Origin of the sequence: Chitinophaga sp. GbtcB8 (genome assembly GCF_019091455.1) — a bacterium.
In the GTDB taxonomy this organism is placed as follows: Bacteria; Bacteroidota; Bacteroidia; order Chitinophagales; family Chitinophagaceae; genus Chitinophaga.
The window spans coordinates 28,125-43,187 of record NZ_JAGXJN010000013.1; the positions used below are offsets into that span (position 1 = coordinate 28,125).

The window sequence follows — 15,063 nt, forward strand, 5'->3', positions numbered from 1 at the left end:
TACTGATTGTCATTTGTTTACCCACCAAAACCAACCGAATACATATGACGCTTGTTACCTCCGTTGTTACGCAGCTGCATAAGCAGCACTATTTCCTTGACGAAGCAGGTGACCCCTGTTTTTATGGTAAAGGGAAAACAATTATTGTAGGGCAGCAGGGTGTTTCCCAGTACTACATTTTGGGAATGGTACAATTTGAAGGCGATCTGCAGCCTGTTCGCAATGAAGTAGTAAAACTACAGCAGGAGATCATTACCAATCCTTACTTTACCGGTATTGGCAGCATAGAAAAAAAGAAACAAAAGCAGGGGTTTTACTTTCATGCTACAGATGATATGCCGGAAGTGCGTAAGCTGTTCTTTGATTTTATTAAATCGCTGAACTGCTCTTTTGAGGCAGTGGTAGCTGCCAAAATTCCCAGCCTGTATGTGCATAAGCATAATGCAAACCAGAAGGAGTTTTATGCGGATCTGTTGTCGCATTTGCTGCATGAGAAGTTAACGATTGATAAACGGCTGGTGTTGAATATTGCAGAGCGGAATACCAGCACCCGGCAAGATAATCTTGAATTGGGCCTGCAGAAGGCCACTGCCAGGTTCACAAAGCAAAACCCCGATTCTGTGATCAATCCCAATGTAGTTTTTAATGTACAGAATCAATTAACAGAGCCGTTGTTAAACGTAGCAGACTATCTGTGCTGGAGCATTCAACGGGTATTTGAAAAAGGTGAAACGAGGTTTTATAATTATATGAAGGATAAGATTAAACTGGTTGTAGATATGTATGAAGATGAGGAGATAGAAGAAGGAGAGAATATGTATTACAGTAAAACCAGTGCTATAATTATCACAAATAAAAAAGGCCCATCAGCAACCTAAGCAGGGTACCCTGCCACGCTCAGAGAGCGACTTTCAATTGTAACAGACCGATACAAAGGTATATAATTATGGTAAATAAAAAAAATCCCGGCCGCCAGGCCGGGATTTTTGCATATATAAAGTTACTTATACCAGCTCTTTCAACTTATCTACCACCTGGTCTATCTCCTCTTTGGTATTGTCTTTAGAGAAGGAAAAACGTACACTGATCTGGTTCGGATTGCTGTTCAGCGCACGGATCACGTGGGAGCCTGCATCTGCACCGGATGTACAGGCACTGCCGCCGGAAGCGCAAATGCCGTTTATATCCAGGTTAAAGAGGATCATTTCGCTCTTTTCAGATTTAGGGAAAGATACGTTTAACACGGTGTACAGGCTACGCCCATGCAGGTCGCCATTAAAGCTTATGCCGGGTATGTGCTGCTGCAATTGTGCGGCCATGTACATACGCAGGTCATTAATGTACTTGCTATGCTCTTCATAATGGGTGGTGGCCAGCTCCAGGGCTTTGGCAAATCCAATAATGCCATACAGGTTCTCTGTACCGGCCCGCATATTACGTTCCTGCGCGCCGCCCTGTATAAAAGGCGTGATCTTTACATTCTCATTAATATACAGGATGCCTACCCCTTTTGGGCCGTGGAACTTGTGCCCGGCGCCATTAATGAAGTGTACCGGCGTATTGCGCAGGTCAAACGGGTAGTGGCCTACGGTTTGTACGGTATCAGAATGGAAAATGGCATCAAACTCCTGGCATAGCTTACCTACCGCGTGTATATCCAGCAGGTTACCAATTTCGTTGTTGGCATGCATCAGGGTAACCAGGCTTCTTTTGGAGGAGCCTGCCAGCAATGTGCGCAGGTGCTCCATGTCTATATGCCCGTTGGGCAGCACATTTACATAAGAGAGCGCAATATTTTGCCCGCTGTGCAGCTGTTCTACGCTGTGCAGGGTGGCATGATGCTCTATCTCAGAAGTAATAATGTGGCGGCAGCCCAGATCGCGGATGGCGGCATTAATAGCGGTATTGCTGCTTTCTGTGCCGCCGGAGGTAAAGAAGATCTCTCCCGGGTGCGCGTTCAGGATCTTTGCTACGGTTTTACGGGCATTTTCTATACCCAGCCGGGATTCCCGCCCGTAGGAGTAAATAGAGGAAGGATTGCCGAAATGATCCGTCATATACGGCAACATTGCATCCAGCACGGCCTTATCCAGCGGTGTGGTTGCTGCATTGTCAAAGTAAATTCTTTTCAAGGTGTGGATGGTGGTTTTTGATATAATAAAAATGGGCGCTCTGAAAGCGCCCACAAATGTCCGAAAAAATTTTATAAAACGGTCCGTAGCCTATTAATGCATAAACTCCTTAATATCCTGCATAATCCGGCGGGCAATATTATCAGCCGTGGTTTCAAACTGGCTTTCGGCATAAATGCGGATGATAGGTTCGGTATTGGAAGTGCGCAGGTGCACCCAGTCCTTTTCAAACTCTATCTTCAGGCCATCTTCTGTATTGGTAGGCTGGTTCTTGTACTTGCCCTGTATTTTTTCAAAGATGGTTTTTACGTTTACGCCTTTATCCAGCTCAATCTTATTCTTGGAAATAAAGTAATCAGGATAGCTGTTGCGCAGGTTCTTAATGTTCTTTTTGCTATGCGCCATATGGCTCAGGAACAGGCCTATGCCGATCAGTGCATCGCGGCCATAGTGCAGGTCCGGTACAATAATACCGCCATTGCCTTCGCCACCTATCACAGCATTTACTTCCTTCATTTTCTTTACTACATTCACCTCACCTACGGCAGAAGGGTAGTATTCCCCGCCATTCTTCAGCGTAATATCTTTTAATGCCTGGGTAGAGGAAAGGTTGGAAACGGTGTTCCCTTTTCTTTTACCCAGTATATAATCTGCTACTGCCACCAGGGTATATTCTTCGCCAAACATGCTGCCATCTTCACATACAAAGCAAAGGCGGTCTACATCCGGGTCTACGGCAATGCCCAGGTCTGCGTTGGAGCGGTTTACTTCATTTGAAAGCGCGGACAGGTTTTCGGGAAGCGGTTCCGGGTTGTGGCTGAAACGGCCGTTCACTTCACCAAAAAGCACTTCTACCTGGTTTACACCCAGTGCTTTCAGCAGGGCGGGTATAAATATGGCGCCGGTAGAGTTTACGGCATCTACCACTACTTTAAAATCACGTTCGCGGATGGCGGCTACATCCACCAGTGGATAGTTCACCACCAGGTCAATATGTTTTTGCAGGTAGCTGTCATCCTGGTGATAGGTACCCAGCTTGTTCACATCTGCAAAGGTGAAATCTTCCCGCTCAGCAATATCCAGCAGCGCATTACCATCTGCGCCGGAAATAAACTCACCGTCGCTGTTCAGCAGCTTCAGCGCGTTCCATTCCTTTGGATTATGGCTGGCAGTAATGATGATACCGCCGGCGGCCTTTTCCATCTTAACAGCAATTTCAACAGTAGGTGTAGTGGATAAACCAAGGTCTACCACATCCAGGCCCAAGCCGTTCAGGGTAGATACTACCAGGTTCTTTACCATTTCACCGGAGATACGGCCATCACGGCCAATCACTACTTTTTTGTTGTCAGGTTGCTGATTGCTTAGCCAGGTGCCGTATGCTGCGGTAAATTTTACTACATCCAGGGGAGAAAGTCCTTCGCCGGGGCGGCCGCCAATGGTGCCACGAATGCCGGATATCGATTTGATCAGTGCCACAAATTCAATTTTAAGGAAGGCAAAGATAAAAAAATCCACCAGCAAGAAAATTAATTTAGTTAGTAGTCCTTGCCCTATACACTTGGCATAAAGTATTTCGGCTGTAGCGCAACTTTTCGTGAACAACCGCTATACACTATGGACCATCGACAATGGATCAAATAAACTATATTTGCAGCTACGCTTTGAAAATTTTAATAATAAATAGACTTAATAATACATAAACGCTTACGTTTTACATGCAGTACTTTTGGAAGAATGTACCCCGGTATATTCGATATGTGCTTGTTCAAACACTCTGTCTTTTCATATTCACGGCCCTTTTTCGCCTGATATTTTACTGTTTCTTCTTTAAATCCTCCATCACAGATAGCGGTATTATTGCCAAAGCATGGTACCTGGGCCTGAAGTTTGACCTGCGCCTTACGCTCATCTTAATGATCCCGCTGGCATTACTGGCTGTTATTACCCGTAATAAGTTCTTTACTTCAGCTGCCGTACGGCGCGCGAATTTCGTGTACCTGTTCCTGGTGTACCTGGTATTAACGCTGTTGTATGTGCTGGACCTGGGCCACTATGCCTACCTGGGCCTGCGTTTGGATCCGTCCATCACCCGCTTTTTTGCTTCCGGTGAGCGGGCAGATAATGCCAGGATGGTTTGGCAAAGCTACCCGGTAGTACGCGGCCTCATTGGTATAACGTTGTTCCTGTTCCTGGTGAGCCGCCTGCTGGTATATACTTACCGCCGGTATGCCCGCCAGCAGGCGGTAGCCATCCGCAAAGGCCGTTATGCCGCCTGGATCAGCGCCCTGGTGCTGTTGTTTGCCGCCGGTATCTATGGCAACTTTGCCTATTTTCCCCTGCGCTGGAGCCAGGCCATGTTCACCCGCGACAATGGCATTACCAGCCTGGCCCTGAACCCGGTATTATACTTTGTATCCAACTTTACCGTAAAAGGCGATACCTACGATCTTCAAAAGACCCGTGAATATTACCCTTACATGGCCCAATACCTGCGGGTAGACAGCCTGGACGCGCAAAAGCTGAGCTATGTGCGCACAGTGCCCGGCGTTAACAAACCGCGGCCTAACATTGTGCTGGTAATGCTGGAATCCACCGGGGCAGCGGTTACCAGCATGTTCAACAATCCCATGCAGGCCACGCCCAACATGCAAAAGCTGGCAGACAGCGGCATCCTGTTCCGGAACTTTTATGTGCCGGCCATCAGCACTGCCAAAACCGTGTACGGCGTAACCACCGGCCTGCCGGATATTACCCGGGTTAAAACCGCCAGCCGCCACCCGCAGATGGTAGACCAGCGCATTATTATGGACCAGTTTGCAGGGTATGAAAAATATTACCTGCTGGGCGGCAATACCAACTGGGCCAACATACGCGCAGTGTTCAGCAATAATGTAGACGGTATCAAGATATACGAAGAGGGATACTTTAAAGCTGCCAAGGCCGATGTATGGGGCGTTTCCGACTATGACCTGATCACAGAAGCCAGCGCCATTTTTAAGGATGCGCACCAGCGTAAGCAGCCTTTTGTTGCTTTCCTGCAAACGGCAGATAACCATCCGCCTTACACCACCACCAAAGGCGCCGGTGACTTTAAAAAGGTAACGGAAAAGGATATTGATATGAACAAGTTTAAACAGGCCGGTTTCATATCTATTGATCAGTTTAATGCCTTACGCTACCTGGACTATAACCTGGGCCACCTGATACAGCTGGCCAAAGAAGGGGGCTACCTGGATAATACCATTTTTGTGTTCTTTGGCGATCATAACTGCACGCTCAATCCTTACCATTTTATGCCCTTCCCTGAGTATGAGCTGGGCAGCGGCGGGGAGCATGTACCCTGTATCATGTACGGGCCCGGCCACCTTACACCGCAGCAGAACACCCGCGCCGGCAGCTTGCTGGATGTGTACCCTACAGTGGCTAAGCTGGCAGGCATTCCGTTTAAGAACTATACGCTGGGCGTAGACCTGCTGGATACAACTTACAGCAGCCGTTACGCTTTTATTTCCTATATTAAGAACCTGCAGTTCTGCACCGCAGTCATAGGGGAGCAATACCTTTTTGAGGTGAACAACGGCACCGGTAAAACCGCGCTGTACGACCTGAAAGGGGACGCCCTGAAAGATGTGGAGGCACAGCATGCAGACACCGCCCGTGCGCTCAATAATTTAACGCACGGGTTTTATGAAAGCACCCGATATTTGATGTTTAATAATAAAAAATAGCAGTTGGCCTTAGCTCTTAGCCATAGCAACAGGCAATCGCTAAAAGCTAAGAGCCAACAGCTAATAGCTCAAAGATATGGAAGCAGCAAAGCAGTGGTTCAAAGATTGGTTTAACTCCCCCTACTATCACGTGTTGTACAGCAACCGGGATGAAAAGGAGGCCGCTATGTTCATTGATAAGCTGCTGGCCTACCTGCAGCCCCCGGCAAATGCGCTGATGCTGGATGTGGCCTGTGGCCGCGGGCGGCACGCCAAATACCTGGCAGATAAGGGCTTTACCGTTACGGGTATAGATCTTTCCATTGACAGTATTAATGCCGCCAAAAAGCTGGAAAACGATCATCTTAGCTTTTTTCAGCATGATATGCGCCTGCCTTTCCGCATTAACTATTTTGATGCGGTGTTCAATTTCTTTACCAGTTTCGGCTATTTTGATACGCAGCGGGATAATGACAATGCCCTGCGCACCTTCAAAAATGCGCTGAAACATGGCAGCCGCCTGGTGCTGGACTACCTCAACAGCCCTTATGTGGCAGCACACCTGGTACCCAGTGAGGTAAAAGAGCTGGAAGGGGTGGTATTTGACATTAAAAGGGTGCTCCATCATAACTGTTTTCTGAAGCAGATCAACATACTGGATAAGGAGAAAATGGTGCGCACCTCTTTTACGGAAAGCGTACATGCCTTTACCCGGGCTGATTTTGAGAAGATGTTTGCCAAACAGGGGCTGCGGATCATGGATGTTTTCGGCGATTATCATTTTAATGCGTACGATGAACAGCGTTCCCCAAGGATGATATTGATTGCGGAGAAGAGATAAACGAAGTTTTTATGCTAGAATGGTTGTTACGTCAGGATCTAAGATTATTTTTTCATATCAATAACCAATGGCAGCAGCCCTGGATGGATGCGGTAATGCCCTGGATACGGGAACCCTACCTTTGGGCGCCGTTATACCTGTTCTTAGGGTTGTTTGTGGCAATTAATTACGGATGGCGGGGTTTTTTCTGGATGGTGCTGTTCATTGTTTCCTTTGGGATCGCTGATCAGAGCAGCAGTTTCCTGAAAGATACCTTTAACCGGGTGCGGCCCTGCCGCGATCCGCTGCTGCAGCAGTTTGTACGTGTGCTGGTTAGCTACTGTCCCATGAGCGGCAGCTTTACCTCTAACCATGCCGCTAATCACTTTGCGCTGGGAACGTTTTGTTTCTTAACTTTAAAAACGGCTTTTAAACAGTATGCCTGGCTGTTCTACGTATGGGCATTTGCGATAGCTTATGCACAGGTATACGTAGGCGTGCACTACCCGCTGGATGTAGCAGGGGGGGCCGTGCTGGGCACTTTGATCGGATTATTGAGTGGCAGCTTTTTTCAACGCCGCATCAGACTGGAGGCAGAACTAACAACATGAATTGGAGCTATTTGATATTAATATTTGCAGCTACCATTGGCGGCGGGGTCATTCCCATAACCGTTAAACGGCTGCATCCCAACTTACCCATTTACCTGCTGGCTTTTACCGGCGCTTTCCTGTTCGGCATCACCATTATGCACCTGCTGCCGGAAGTGTACCAGGAGCTGGGACATGCCGCCGGGGTATATGTGCTGCTGGGTTTTTTTCTGCAGGTATTTCTGCAGCAGCTTTCCCACGGTATGGAGCACGGGCATACCCATTTGCCGCCGGCAGAAGGGCAGCATCACCATATTTCCATCACACCTTTACTGCTGGGTTTATCCATCCATGCTTTTATGGAAGGTATTCCGCTGGGGCTGCGGTTCCAGGATCAGTCGGCCCTGCCCTCCCTGGCGCTGGGCATTGCCGCGCATAAAGTGCCGGAAGCCCTGACCCTGATGACGGTTATGATGCACACACACCAGCCTAAGGGCCGTTTGTGGCGCATTCTGGTGCTGTTTTCCCTGGTAACCCCGCTGGCAGCCGTACTGGCCGGGCAGCTGGGCCTGCATTCTCAAATGGTGAATGCATCGCTGGTATATCTGACTGCGCTGGTCATTGGCGCATTTGTACATATATCCACCACTATTTTCTACGAAAGCGGTACCCGGCATCATGAATTAAGCAAACGAAAGATTCTTGCGTTTGCCACTGGTATTGTTTTGGCATTTCTTACCTTAATATTTGAATAATTTTTTATTTTTAGCCTTTATATCATGGAAGTCGTCATTATCCTCATCCTGATCTTACTTAATGGTCTGTTCTCAATGTCAGAGATCGCCCTGGTTTCTGCACGTAAAGTCCGGCTGGAACACCAGGCCGGTAAAGGCGATGAGCAGGCAAAGGCTGCCCTGAAACTGGCTAATAATCCGGATAAATTCCTCTCCACCGTACAAATAGGCATTACCCTTATCGGCATCTTAACCGGTATTTACTCCGGTGAAAAGCTGAAATCGGACCTGGTAGCGTTTGTTGGGCAAATGGACCTGCTGCGCCCCTATGCCAGCGGTATTGCCACCGGCATTATCGTAATAGTGATCACCTACTTTTCACTGGTGCTGGGTGAGCTGGTGCCCAAACGGCTGGGTATGGCCCGGCCGGAAGCTATTGCCAAAGCAGTAGCCAGGCCCATGAGCTGGGTATCCAAGATCACTTTTCCGTTCATTGCCCTGTTAACGGTATCCACCAACGTGATCGTAAAGATCTTTAAGCTCAAAGGCTCAGACCAGCACGTAACGGAAGAGGAAATTAAAGCCATTATCAATGAAGGCACCAACTCCGGCGCTATTGAAGAAACGGAGCAGGAGATCATTGAACGGGTATTTCACCTGGGCGACCGGAATATTACCTCCCTCATGACCCACCGTACGGATATCGTATGGCTGGATATTAATGAGCCGGCAGATGTTATTAAACGTAAGATCAATCACAGCCTGCACTCCGTATACCCCGTATGCGAAGGGCAGATAGACAGCATAAAAGGTATTATCTCTATTAAAGACCTGTATGCAGCCGCGTCCAGCAACAGCTACGAGCTGAAACCCATTATCCGTAAACCCCTGTTTGTTCCGGAAAATAACAGCGCCTACCAGGTGCTGGAAAAATTCAAGGAAACACAGATCCATGCGGCTTTCATAGTGGATGAATACGGTACTTTCCTGGGGATGATCACCCTGAACGATATCCTGGAAGCCATTGTAGGCGATATGCCGGAAACCGGGCAGCATGATGACTATGAAATGACCAAGCGGGATGATGGCTCTTACCTGATAGATGCCCAGATCCCCTTCTACGACTTTCTGAGCGAGTTTGATAAGGAGGACTGGATGGCAGAGTTTGAGCAGGAGTTTGATACCCTGGCAGGTTTTATACTGCATCACCTGGAACACATCCCCCAAACAGGTGAGAAATTTGACTGGAGAGGATTTACCTTTGAGATTGTGGATATGGATGTTCATCGTATAGACAAAGTATTGGTATATACGCCCGTACCAAGGGAAAAGGAGGAGGAGTAAGTTTTTAGTCCATGGGCCACAGTCCACGGTCCACGGCCTTTTACGGAGTTACATGTACAAATAAGGGAGCAGCTATGGAGCCTGACTATGGGCTACAGTCCACGGTTCACAGTCCACGGCCTTTTGCGTAATTACATGTATTATAAGGGTATGGCAAGGGGCCACGGACAATGGACCACGGACTTTTTTTAGGTTTTTTCCAGCTTTGTATTATTTTTGTGCGTTTTTACATATAATAAATAATTTAATTTAAAATAATGATCCCAGTAGGAAGTAAGGCGCTTTCCTTAGATGAAGTGTACCGGATTTTATTCGGGCAAGAAACATTGGAGCTGGAAGAAGCTGCTTTACAGCAGGTACAGGAAAACTTTTCGTTCCTGCAAAAATTCTCAGCCAAAAAGCTGATCTACGGTATTAACACGGGTTTTGGGCCTATGGCGCAATACCGCATACCGGAGGCAGATACCCTGCAGCTGCAGTATAACCTTATACGCAGCCATAGCTCCGGCGCCGGTAAGTGTATGCCCCCGCTGTTAACCAAAGGATTGATGATAGCGCGCCTGAGCAGCTTTATGCAGGCGCATTCCGGTGTACACCCGGATGTGGTGAAGTTATTAAGGGATCTGATCAATAAGAACGTATATCCGTGTGTGTTTGAGCATGGCGGGGTTGGCGCCAGCGGCGACCTGGTACAGCTGGCGCACCTGGCGCTGGTGCTGATAGGTGAAGGAGAGGTATGGTATGAAGATAAGATACAGCCAACGGCCGAAGTATTTGCCCGCCTGAGCTTACAGCCTATGAAAGTACACATCCGCGAAGGGCTGGCCGTTATTAACGGTACCTCTGCCATGACGGGTGTGGGCCTGGTAAACCTGATAGAAGCCAAGAAGCTGCTGGGCTGGAGCTGCATTCTCTCTGCCATGATCAATGAAATTGTGGAAGCGTTTGATGATCATTTGTCGTACGAGCTGAATGTGGTGAAAAAACATGAAGGCCAGAACCGGGTAGCCGCGGTAATGCGCGATGTGCTGAAGGATAGCAAAATGGTGCGCCACCGCCCGGATCATTTGTACAAAGAGCTGGAAGAAGAGATCTTTAAGGATAAGGTGCAGGAATACTACTCCCTGCGCTGCGTGCCCCAGATCCTGGGCCCGGTGTATGATACGCTGGTGCATGCGGAAAAAGTAGTGGTGCATGAGCTGAACTCCGTAAGTGATAACCCGGTAGTGGACCACCATCACCAGAATGTATTCCATGGCGGTAACTTCCACGGGGATTATATTTCCCTGGAAATGGATAAGCTGAAGATTGCCATCACCAAGCTGAGTATGTTATCTGAACGGCAGCTGAACTACCTGTTGAATGAAAAGCTGAACCACAAGTTCCCGCCTTTTATGAACCTGGGTAAGCTGGGCTTTAACTTTGGTATGCAGGGTGTACAGTTCACGGCTACCTCCACGGTGGCGGAGAACCAAACGCTTTCGTTCCCCATGTATGTGCACAGCATTCCCAATAATAATGATAACCAGGATATTGTGAGCATGGGCTGCAATGCCGCGCTGATGGCCAATAAGGTAATAGAAAACACGTTTGAGGTGCTGGCCATACAGGTTATGACCATGCTGCAGGCGGTTGATTACCTGAACTGCCAGGATAGATTGTCCTCCTTCTCCCAACGTATTTACCGGGAAGTAAGGGCTATTTTTCCTAAATTTATTGAGGACAGCCCCCGGTATAAAGATCTGCAAAAGATCAAGGAATACCTGGTGCAGCAGGTACCGGTAAGTGTGTAAATGTGCGGATGATTGGAAATGTGCTAATGTGCTGGTATTTGCCAAATGATGCACCACATTCGTAATTATTCATAATCATAATTATTTTCAATGGCATTCATGAATGCTTCGCATTTCGTAATTGAATAATTCGTAATTAACCATGAACTGTGCTTTAGTAACCGGCGGGTCAAGAGGAATAGGCAGGGCAATATGTATAAAGATGGCCGAACTGGGTTATCATGTGATCATTAATTTCAAAGGCAATACCGCAGCGGCACAGGAAACCCTGGATGCAGTGCGGGCTAAAGGCAGCGATGGTGAGCTGCTGCAGTTTGATGTAGGGAATGAGGAGGAGGTACAGGCCGCATTAGGTGCCTGGCTGGAAAACAATAAAGATAAACAGGTGCAGGTATTGGTGAACAATGCCGGCATCCGGGAAGATAACCTGCTGTTCTGGATGAACAGCACCCAATGGCACAATGTGCTGAACAGCAGCCTGAATGGGTTCTTTTATGTAACCAAGCAGGTGCTGAATAATATGTTGCTGAAGCGCTACGGGCGTATCATTAACATTGTTTCCCTGTCAGGCATTAAAGGGCTGCCGGGGCAAACCAATTACTCCGCTGCCAAAGCAGGCGTAATTGGCGCTACCAAGGCCCTGGCGCAGGAAGTGGCCAAACGGGGCGTAACGGTGAATGCCGTGGCGCCCGGCTTTATTAAAACAGACATGACAGCGGAGCTGAATGAAAAGGAGCTGGCTGCGCAAATACCCATGAACCGTTTTGGTACGGCAGAAGAGGTGGCGGATGCCGTGGGCTTCTTTGCCTCCAAAGCATCCGGGTATATTACCGGAGAGGTGCTGTCTATTAACGGAGGACTATATACATAAATAAGCCGTTAGCCATTGGCTGTTAGCTGTTAGCTAACGGCTAATAGCTAACAGCTAACAGCTATGATATGAACAGAGTAGTGATTACGGGCATGGGAATTTATTCCTGTATAGGGAAGGACCAGGCGGAAGTCCGGGACTCGCTGTATCAGGGTAAGTCAGGCATTGTTATGGACCCGGAAAGAAAAGCCTTTGGTTACCGTTCCGCACTAACCGGTGCTATTGAACGGCCCAATTTAAAAGGATTGCTGGACCGGCGTGCGCGACTTACGATGCCGGAGCAGGCCGAGTTTGCATATGTAAGCACCGTAGAGGCGTTAGCCCAGGCACGCATTGATCCCGATTATATAGAACGTACCGATATCGGACTACTGTTCGGCAACGACAGTACCGCCCGTGCCGTGATAGAAAGCATGGACGTGATCCGTGAGAAGAAAGATACCATGCTGGTAGGTTCCGGTTCTGTGTTCCAGACCATGAACTCTACCGTGAATATGAACCTGGCCACCATTTTCAAGCTGCGGGGCGTTAACTTCAGCGTAAGCGCGGCTTGCGCCAGCGGCTCACATGCCATTGGATTGGGTTATATGTTCATCAAGAACGGTATGCAGGATTGTGTGATCTGTGGTGGCGCACAGGAAGTAAATAAGTATGCCATGGGCAATTTTGACGGTATTGCCACCTTTTCCATGCGGGAAAATGAGCCGGAAAAAGCCTCCCGCCCCTTTGACCGGGACCGGGATGGGCTGGTACCCAGCGGCGGCGCAGCCACCGTTATACTGGAAAGCCTGGAATCTGCACAACGCAGGGGCGCCACTATCCTGGGCGAGGTGCTGGGATATGGTTTTTCCTCCAACGGGGCACATATCTCCAACCCAACAGTAGAAGGGCCTGTAAGATCGTTACAAATAGCTTTGAAAGATGCCGGCATGCAGCCCGGCGATATCCCGTACATCAACGCCCACGCCACTTCTACACCGGCAGGTGATGCCAGTGAGGCCAAAGCGCTGTACGAGGTGTTCGGATCATCCAATCCCTACATCAGCTCTACCAAGTCAATGACGGGGCATGAGTGCTGGATGGCAGGCGCCAGTGAGATTGTGTATTCCATGCTGATGATGCAGCACGGGTTCATAGCCCCTAATATTAATCTGGAAAACCCTGATGAGGATGCCGCCAGATTAAATATTGCGGATCGCACTATTAATAAAGATTTTAATATATTTTTGTCTAATTCCTTTGGTTTTGGGGGGACGAATTCCTCCCTCATCGTTCGGAAATGGGAGGGGAAATAGCTGTATTTCAATCGTTTGGTCCTAATTCGTGTAGCCCAGCAGTAGTATAACCCCGGCCCGGCGAACGGCCTTTGTGATAACTTATAATATATTATTAACTTTGAGTACAATTTACCATTGTAATTGGGTTTAGGAATAACCGTTCACACTTTTTATTTTTTAATCAACCTATACTGATAGAGTTACACTATTATGGACATTAAAGAGATCATACAAACCACAAATGCGTTCCTCATTGAGGAGTTTGAAGCGGACCCCGCGAAAATTGCGCCTGAAGCTAACCTCAAATCAACCCTGGAGCTGGACAGTCTGGACTACATAGACCTGGTTGTGGTAATTGAAAATAATTTCGGGTTTAAAGTGAATCCGGAAGATTTTCAGAGCATTGTTACCTTCCAGGATTTTTATGATTATGTAGCCCGTTGTTTAAAACAAAAAGAGCTGGTATAATGCCATCGTGGCAGGGGAAGTCTAAAGGCAATAAGCTAGGATACCGGATATTCATTGACATCTTGCGTTATGGGGGGATCTGGCCGGCTTATGCGCTCTTAAGGTGTGTGGCAGGATATTATTTTTTGTTTTCCCACAGTTCTTCAAGACCCATCTTCAGATATTTTCGTACCAGGATAGGTTATGGCTGGTGGCGTTCTTTGCGCAGTGTATACCGTAATTATTACGTGTTCGGGCAAACGCTGATAGATAAGGTGGTGGTAATGGCCGGCATCCCCAATAGATTTACATTCCAGTTTGACGGGGAGCACCATTTACGGCAGCTGATAGCAGCCGGGAAGGGTGGTATATTATTAAGCGCACACCTGGGCAACTGGGAAGTGGCCGGCCACCTGTTTAAACGGCTGGAAACCCGCATTAATATTGTGATGTTCGACGGGGAGCATGAGCGTATCAAACAATACCTTTCCTCGGTTACCGGTGAGCGGAATGTAAATGTTATTGTAATTAAGGATGATTTATCGCACATTTACGCTATTAATGATGCGTTGAGTAATAACGAGCTGGTGTGTATGCATGCAGACCGGTTCCTGGAAGGCAACAAAACGGAAACCGCATTGTTTTTAGGTAGTAATGCGCGGTTCCCGGCCGGGCCTTTTTTATTGGCGGCCACTTTCCGGGTACCGGTATCATTGGTATTTGCATTTAAGGAATCTGCTACCCACTATCACCTGTTTGCTACCCCGCCCCGGGAATACCATGGCCGCAGGAAACAGGGGGTGCAGGAAGCCGTACAGGATTTTGTTCATGTGATGGAAGAAAAGGTACGGCAGTATCCGGAGCAATGGTTTAACTATTACGATTTCTGGGAGTAACCATAACAATAACTACAAAGCTTGATGTTCATTCATTCAGATCATATTATACATTATATTCCACAACGGGCGCCCATTGTAATGATCAGTGGCATATTGGAAGCAGCAGGCCCCTATACCCGCAGCGGCCTGCATATAAGCGCGGATAATATTTTTGTACAGGATGGGGTGCTTACCCCGCCGGGGCTGATGGAAAATATAGCGCAAACGGCGGCGGCCAGTGCCGGTTACCAGGCCATGCAGGATAATGAGCCGGTGCCCATGGGTTATATTGGCGCCGTAAAAGATCTGGAAATATTTGAGCTGCCCCCGGCCGGCGCGTTTATAGAAACCACCACACAGGTAGGCCATGCTGTTTTTAACGCCACCATGGTTACCGGCAAAGTAACCTGGAACGGGAAGCTGATGGCCCAATGCGAAATGAAGATTTTCATAACCCCCTAAATACA

14 protein-coding genes are annotated in these 15,063 nt (G+C 48.1%); 12 read left to right on the plus strand and 2 right to left on the minus strand.

All coding sequences use genetic code 11. The annotated features are described in order from the left end of the window. Window positions 1-44 precede the first annotated feature (44 nt). Complete coding sequence (locus KVT36_RS13625; protein ID WP_217604058.1) at window positions 45-878, plus strand: DUF3800 domain-containing protein; 834 nt, start codon at window positions 45-47, stop codon at window positions 876-878. Between the two features lie 126 nt (window positions 879-1,004). On the opposite strand, the gene KVT36_RS13630 is transcribed toward KVT36_RS13625, so the two are convergent. Both KVT36_RS13630 and glmM read right to left on the minus strand, forming a co-directional pair. Further along, the gene (locus KVT36_RS13630; RefSeq protein WP_217604059.1) at window positions 1,005-2,132 is read right to left on the minus strand and encodes a cysteine desulfurase family protein; all 1,128 of its coding nucleotides are present in this window, start codon (window positions 2,130-2,132) and stop codon (window positions 1,005-1,007) included. Between the two features lie 93 nt (window positions 2,133-2,225). Further along, window positions 2,226-3,611 (minus strand): phosphoglucosamine mutase, encoded by a 1,386-nt coding sequence (gene glmM, locus KVT36_RS13635; RefSeq protein WP_217604060.1) that lies wholly within the window; start codon window positions 3,609-3,611, stop codon window positions 2,226-2,228. Between the two features lie 281 nt (window positions 3,612-3,892). Here glmM and KVT36_RS33165 point away from each other — a divergent pair, with 281 nt between their 5' ends. The 11 genes from KVT36_RS33165 (at window position 3,893) to KVT36_RS13690 (ending at window position 15,058) form a co-directional block, all read left to right on the plus strand. Beyond that, the gene (locus tag KVT36_RS33165; RefSeq protein ID WP_217604061.1) at window positions 3,893-5,863 is read left to right on the plus strand and encodes an LTA synthase family protein; all 1,971 of its coding nucleotides are present in this window, start codon (window positions 3,893-3,895) and stop codon (window positions 5,861-5,863) included. Between the two features lie 76 nt (window positions 5,864-5,939). Continuing rightward, window positions 5,940-6,683: a bifunctional 2-polyprenyl-6-hydroxyphenol methylase/3-demethylubiquinol 3-O-methyltransferase UbiG gene (locus KVT36_RS13645; RefSeq protein ID WP_217604062.1), complete on the plus strand. Its 744-nt coding sequence runs from the start codon at window positions 5,940-5,942 to the stop codon at window positions 6,681-6,683. An 11-nt stretch (window positions 6,684-6,694) separates the two neighbouring features. Then, a complete protein-coding gene (locus KVT36_RS13650; protein WP_217604063.1) occupies window positions 6,695-7,273 on the plus strand; it encodes a phosphatase PAP2 family protein in 579 nt (192 codons plus the stop codon). Continuing rightward, the gene (locus tag KVT36_RS13655) at window positions 7,270-8,007 is read left to right on the plus strand and encodes a ZIP family metal transporter (RefSeq protein WP_217604064.1); all 738 of its coding nucleotides are present in this window, start codon (window positions 7,270-7,272) and stop codon (window positions 8,005-8,007) included. The genes KVT36_RS13650 and KVT36_RS13655 overlap by 4 nt, the downstream gene beginning before the upstream one ends. Window positions 8,008-8,031: 24 nt before the next feature. Beyond that, the gene (locus KVT36_RS13660; RefSeq protein WP_217604065.1) at window positions 8,032-9,330 is read left to right on the plus strand and encodes a hemolysin family protein; all 1,299 of its coding nucleotides are present in this window, start codon (window positions 8,032-8,034) and stop codon (window positions 9,328-9,330) included. Window positions 9,331-9,587: 257 nt separating this feature from the next. Beyond that, the gene (gene hutH / locus KVT36_RS13665; RefSeq protein ID WP_217604066.1) at window positions 9,588-11,123 is read left to right on the plus strand and encodes a histidine ammonia-lyase; all 1,536 of its coding nucleotides are present in this window, start codon (window positions 9,588-9,590) and stop codon (window positions 11,121-11,123) included. A 142-nt stretch (window positions 11,124-11,265) separates the two neighbouring features. Next, window positions 11,266-11,994: a 3-oxoacyl-ACP reductase FabG gene (gene fabG, locus KVT36_RS13670; protein ID WP_217604067.1), complete on the plus strand. Its 729-nt coding sequence runs from the start codon at window positions 11,266-11,268 to the stop codon at window positions 11,992-11,994. 68 nt (window positions 11,995-12,062) lie between these two features. After that, window positions 12,063-13,289: a beta-ketoacyl synthase gene (locus KVT36_RS13675; RefSeq protein ID WP_217604068.1), complete on the plus strand. Its 1,227-nt coding sequence runs from the start codon at window positions 12,063-12,065 to the stop codon at window positions 13,287-13,289. A gap of 192 nt (window positions 13,290-13,481) precedes the next feature. Continuing rightward, the gene (locus tag KVT36_RS13680; RefSeq protein WP_217604069.1) at window positions 13,482-13,739 is read left to right on the plus strand and encodes an acyl carrier protein; all 258 of its coding nucleotides are present in this window, start codon (window positions 13,482-13,484) and stop codon (window positions 13,737-13,739) included. A 125-nt stretch (window positions 13,740-13,864) separates the two neighbouring features. After that, window positions 13,865-14,614, plus strand: a complete 750-nt coding sequence (locus KVT36_RS13685) for a lipid A biosynthesis acyltransferase (protein ID WP_254639987.1) — start codon at window positions 13,865-13,867, stop codon at window positions 14,612-14,614. Window positions 14,615-14,638: 24 nt separating this feature from the next. After that, window positions 14,639-15,058: a 3-hydroxyacyl-ACP dehydratase gene (locus KVT36_RS13690; RefSeq protein ID WP_217604071.1), complete on the plus strand. Its 420-nt coding sequence runs from the start codon at window positions 14,639-14,641 to the stop codon at window positions 15,056-15,058. The last annotated feature ends 5 nt before the right edge of the window (window positions 15,059-15,063 follow it).

Excerpts from the sequence above, each read along its gene's own strand:
- KVT36_RS13690 (WP_217604071.1), top strand. The coding sequence starts at position 14,639 with ATGTTCATTCATTCAGATCATATTATACATTATATTCCACAACGGGCG.
- fabG (WP_217604067.1), top strand. The coding sequence starts at position 11,266 with ATGAACTGTGCTTTAGTAACCGGCGGGTCAAGAGGAATAGGCAGGGCA.
- KVT36_RS13660 (WP_217604065.1), top strand. The coding sequence starts at position 8,032 with ATGGAAGTCGTCATTATCCTCATCCTGATCTTACTTAATGGTCTGTTC.
- KVT36_RS13625 (WP_217604058.1), top strand. The coding sequence starts at position 45 with ATGACGCTTGTTACCTCCGTTGTTACGCAGCTGCATAAGCAGCACTAT.
- KVT36_RS13675 (WP_217604068.1), top strand. The coding sequence starts at position 12,063 with ATGAACAGAGTAGTGATTACGGGCATGGGAATTTATTCCTGTATAGGG.
- KVT36_RS13655 (WP_217604064.1), top strand. The coding sequence starts at position 7,270 with ATGAATTGGAGCTATTTGATATTAATATTTGCAGCTACCATTGGCGGC.
- KVT36_RS13650 (WP_217604063.1), top strand. The coding sequence starts at position 6,695 with ATGCTAGAATGGTTGTTACGTCAGGATCTAAGATTATTTTTTCATATC.
- KVT36_RS13680 (WP_217604069.1), top strand. The coding sequence starts at position 13,482 with ATGGACATTAAAGAGATCATACAAACCACAAATGCGTTCCTCATTGAG.
- hutH (WP_217604066.1), top strand. The coding sequence starts at position 9,588 with ATGATCCCAGTAGGAAGTAAGGCGCTTTCCTTAGATGAAGTGTACCGG.
- KVT36_RS13645 (WP_217604062.1), top strand. The coding sequence starts at position 5,940 with ATGGAAGCAGCAAAGCAGTGGTTCAAAGATTGGTTTAACTCCCCCTAC.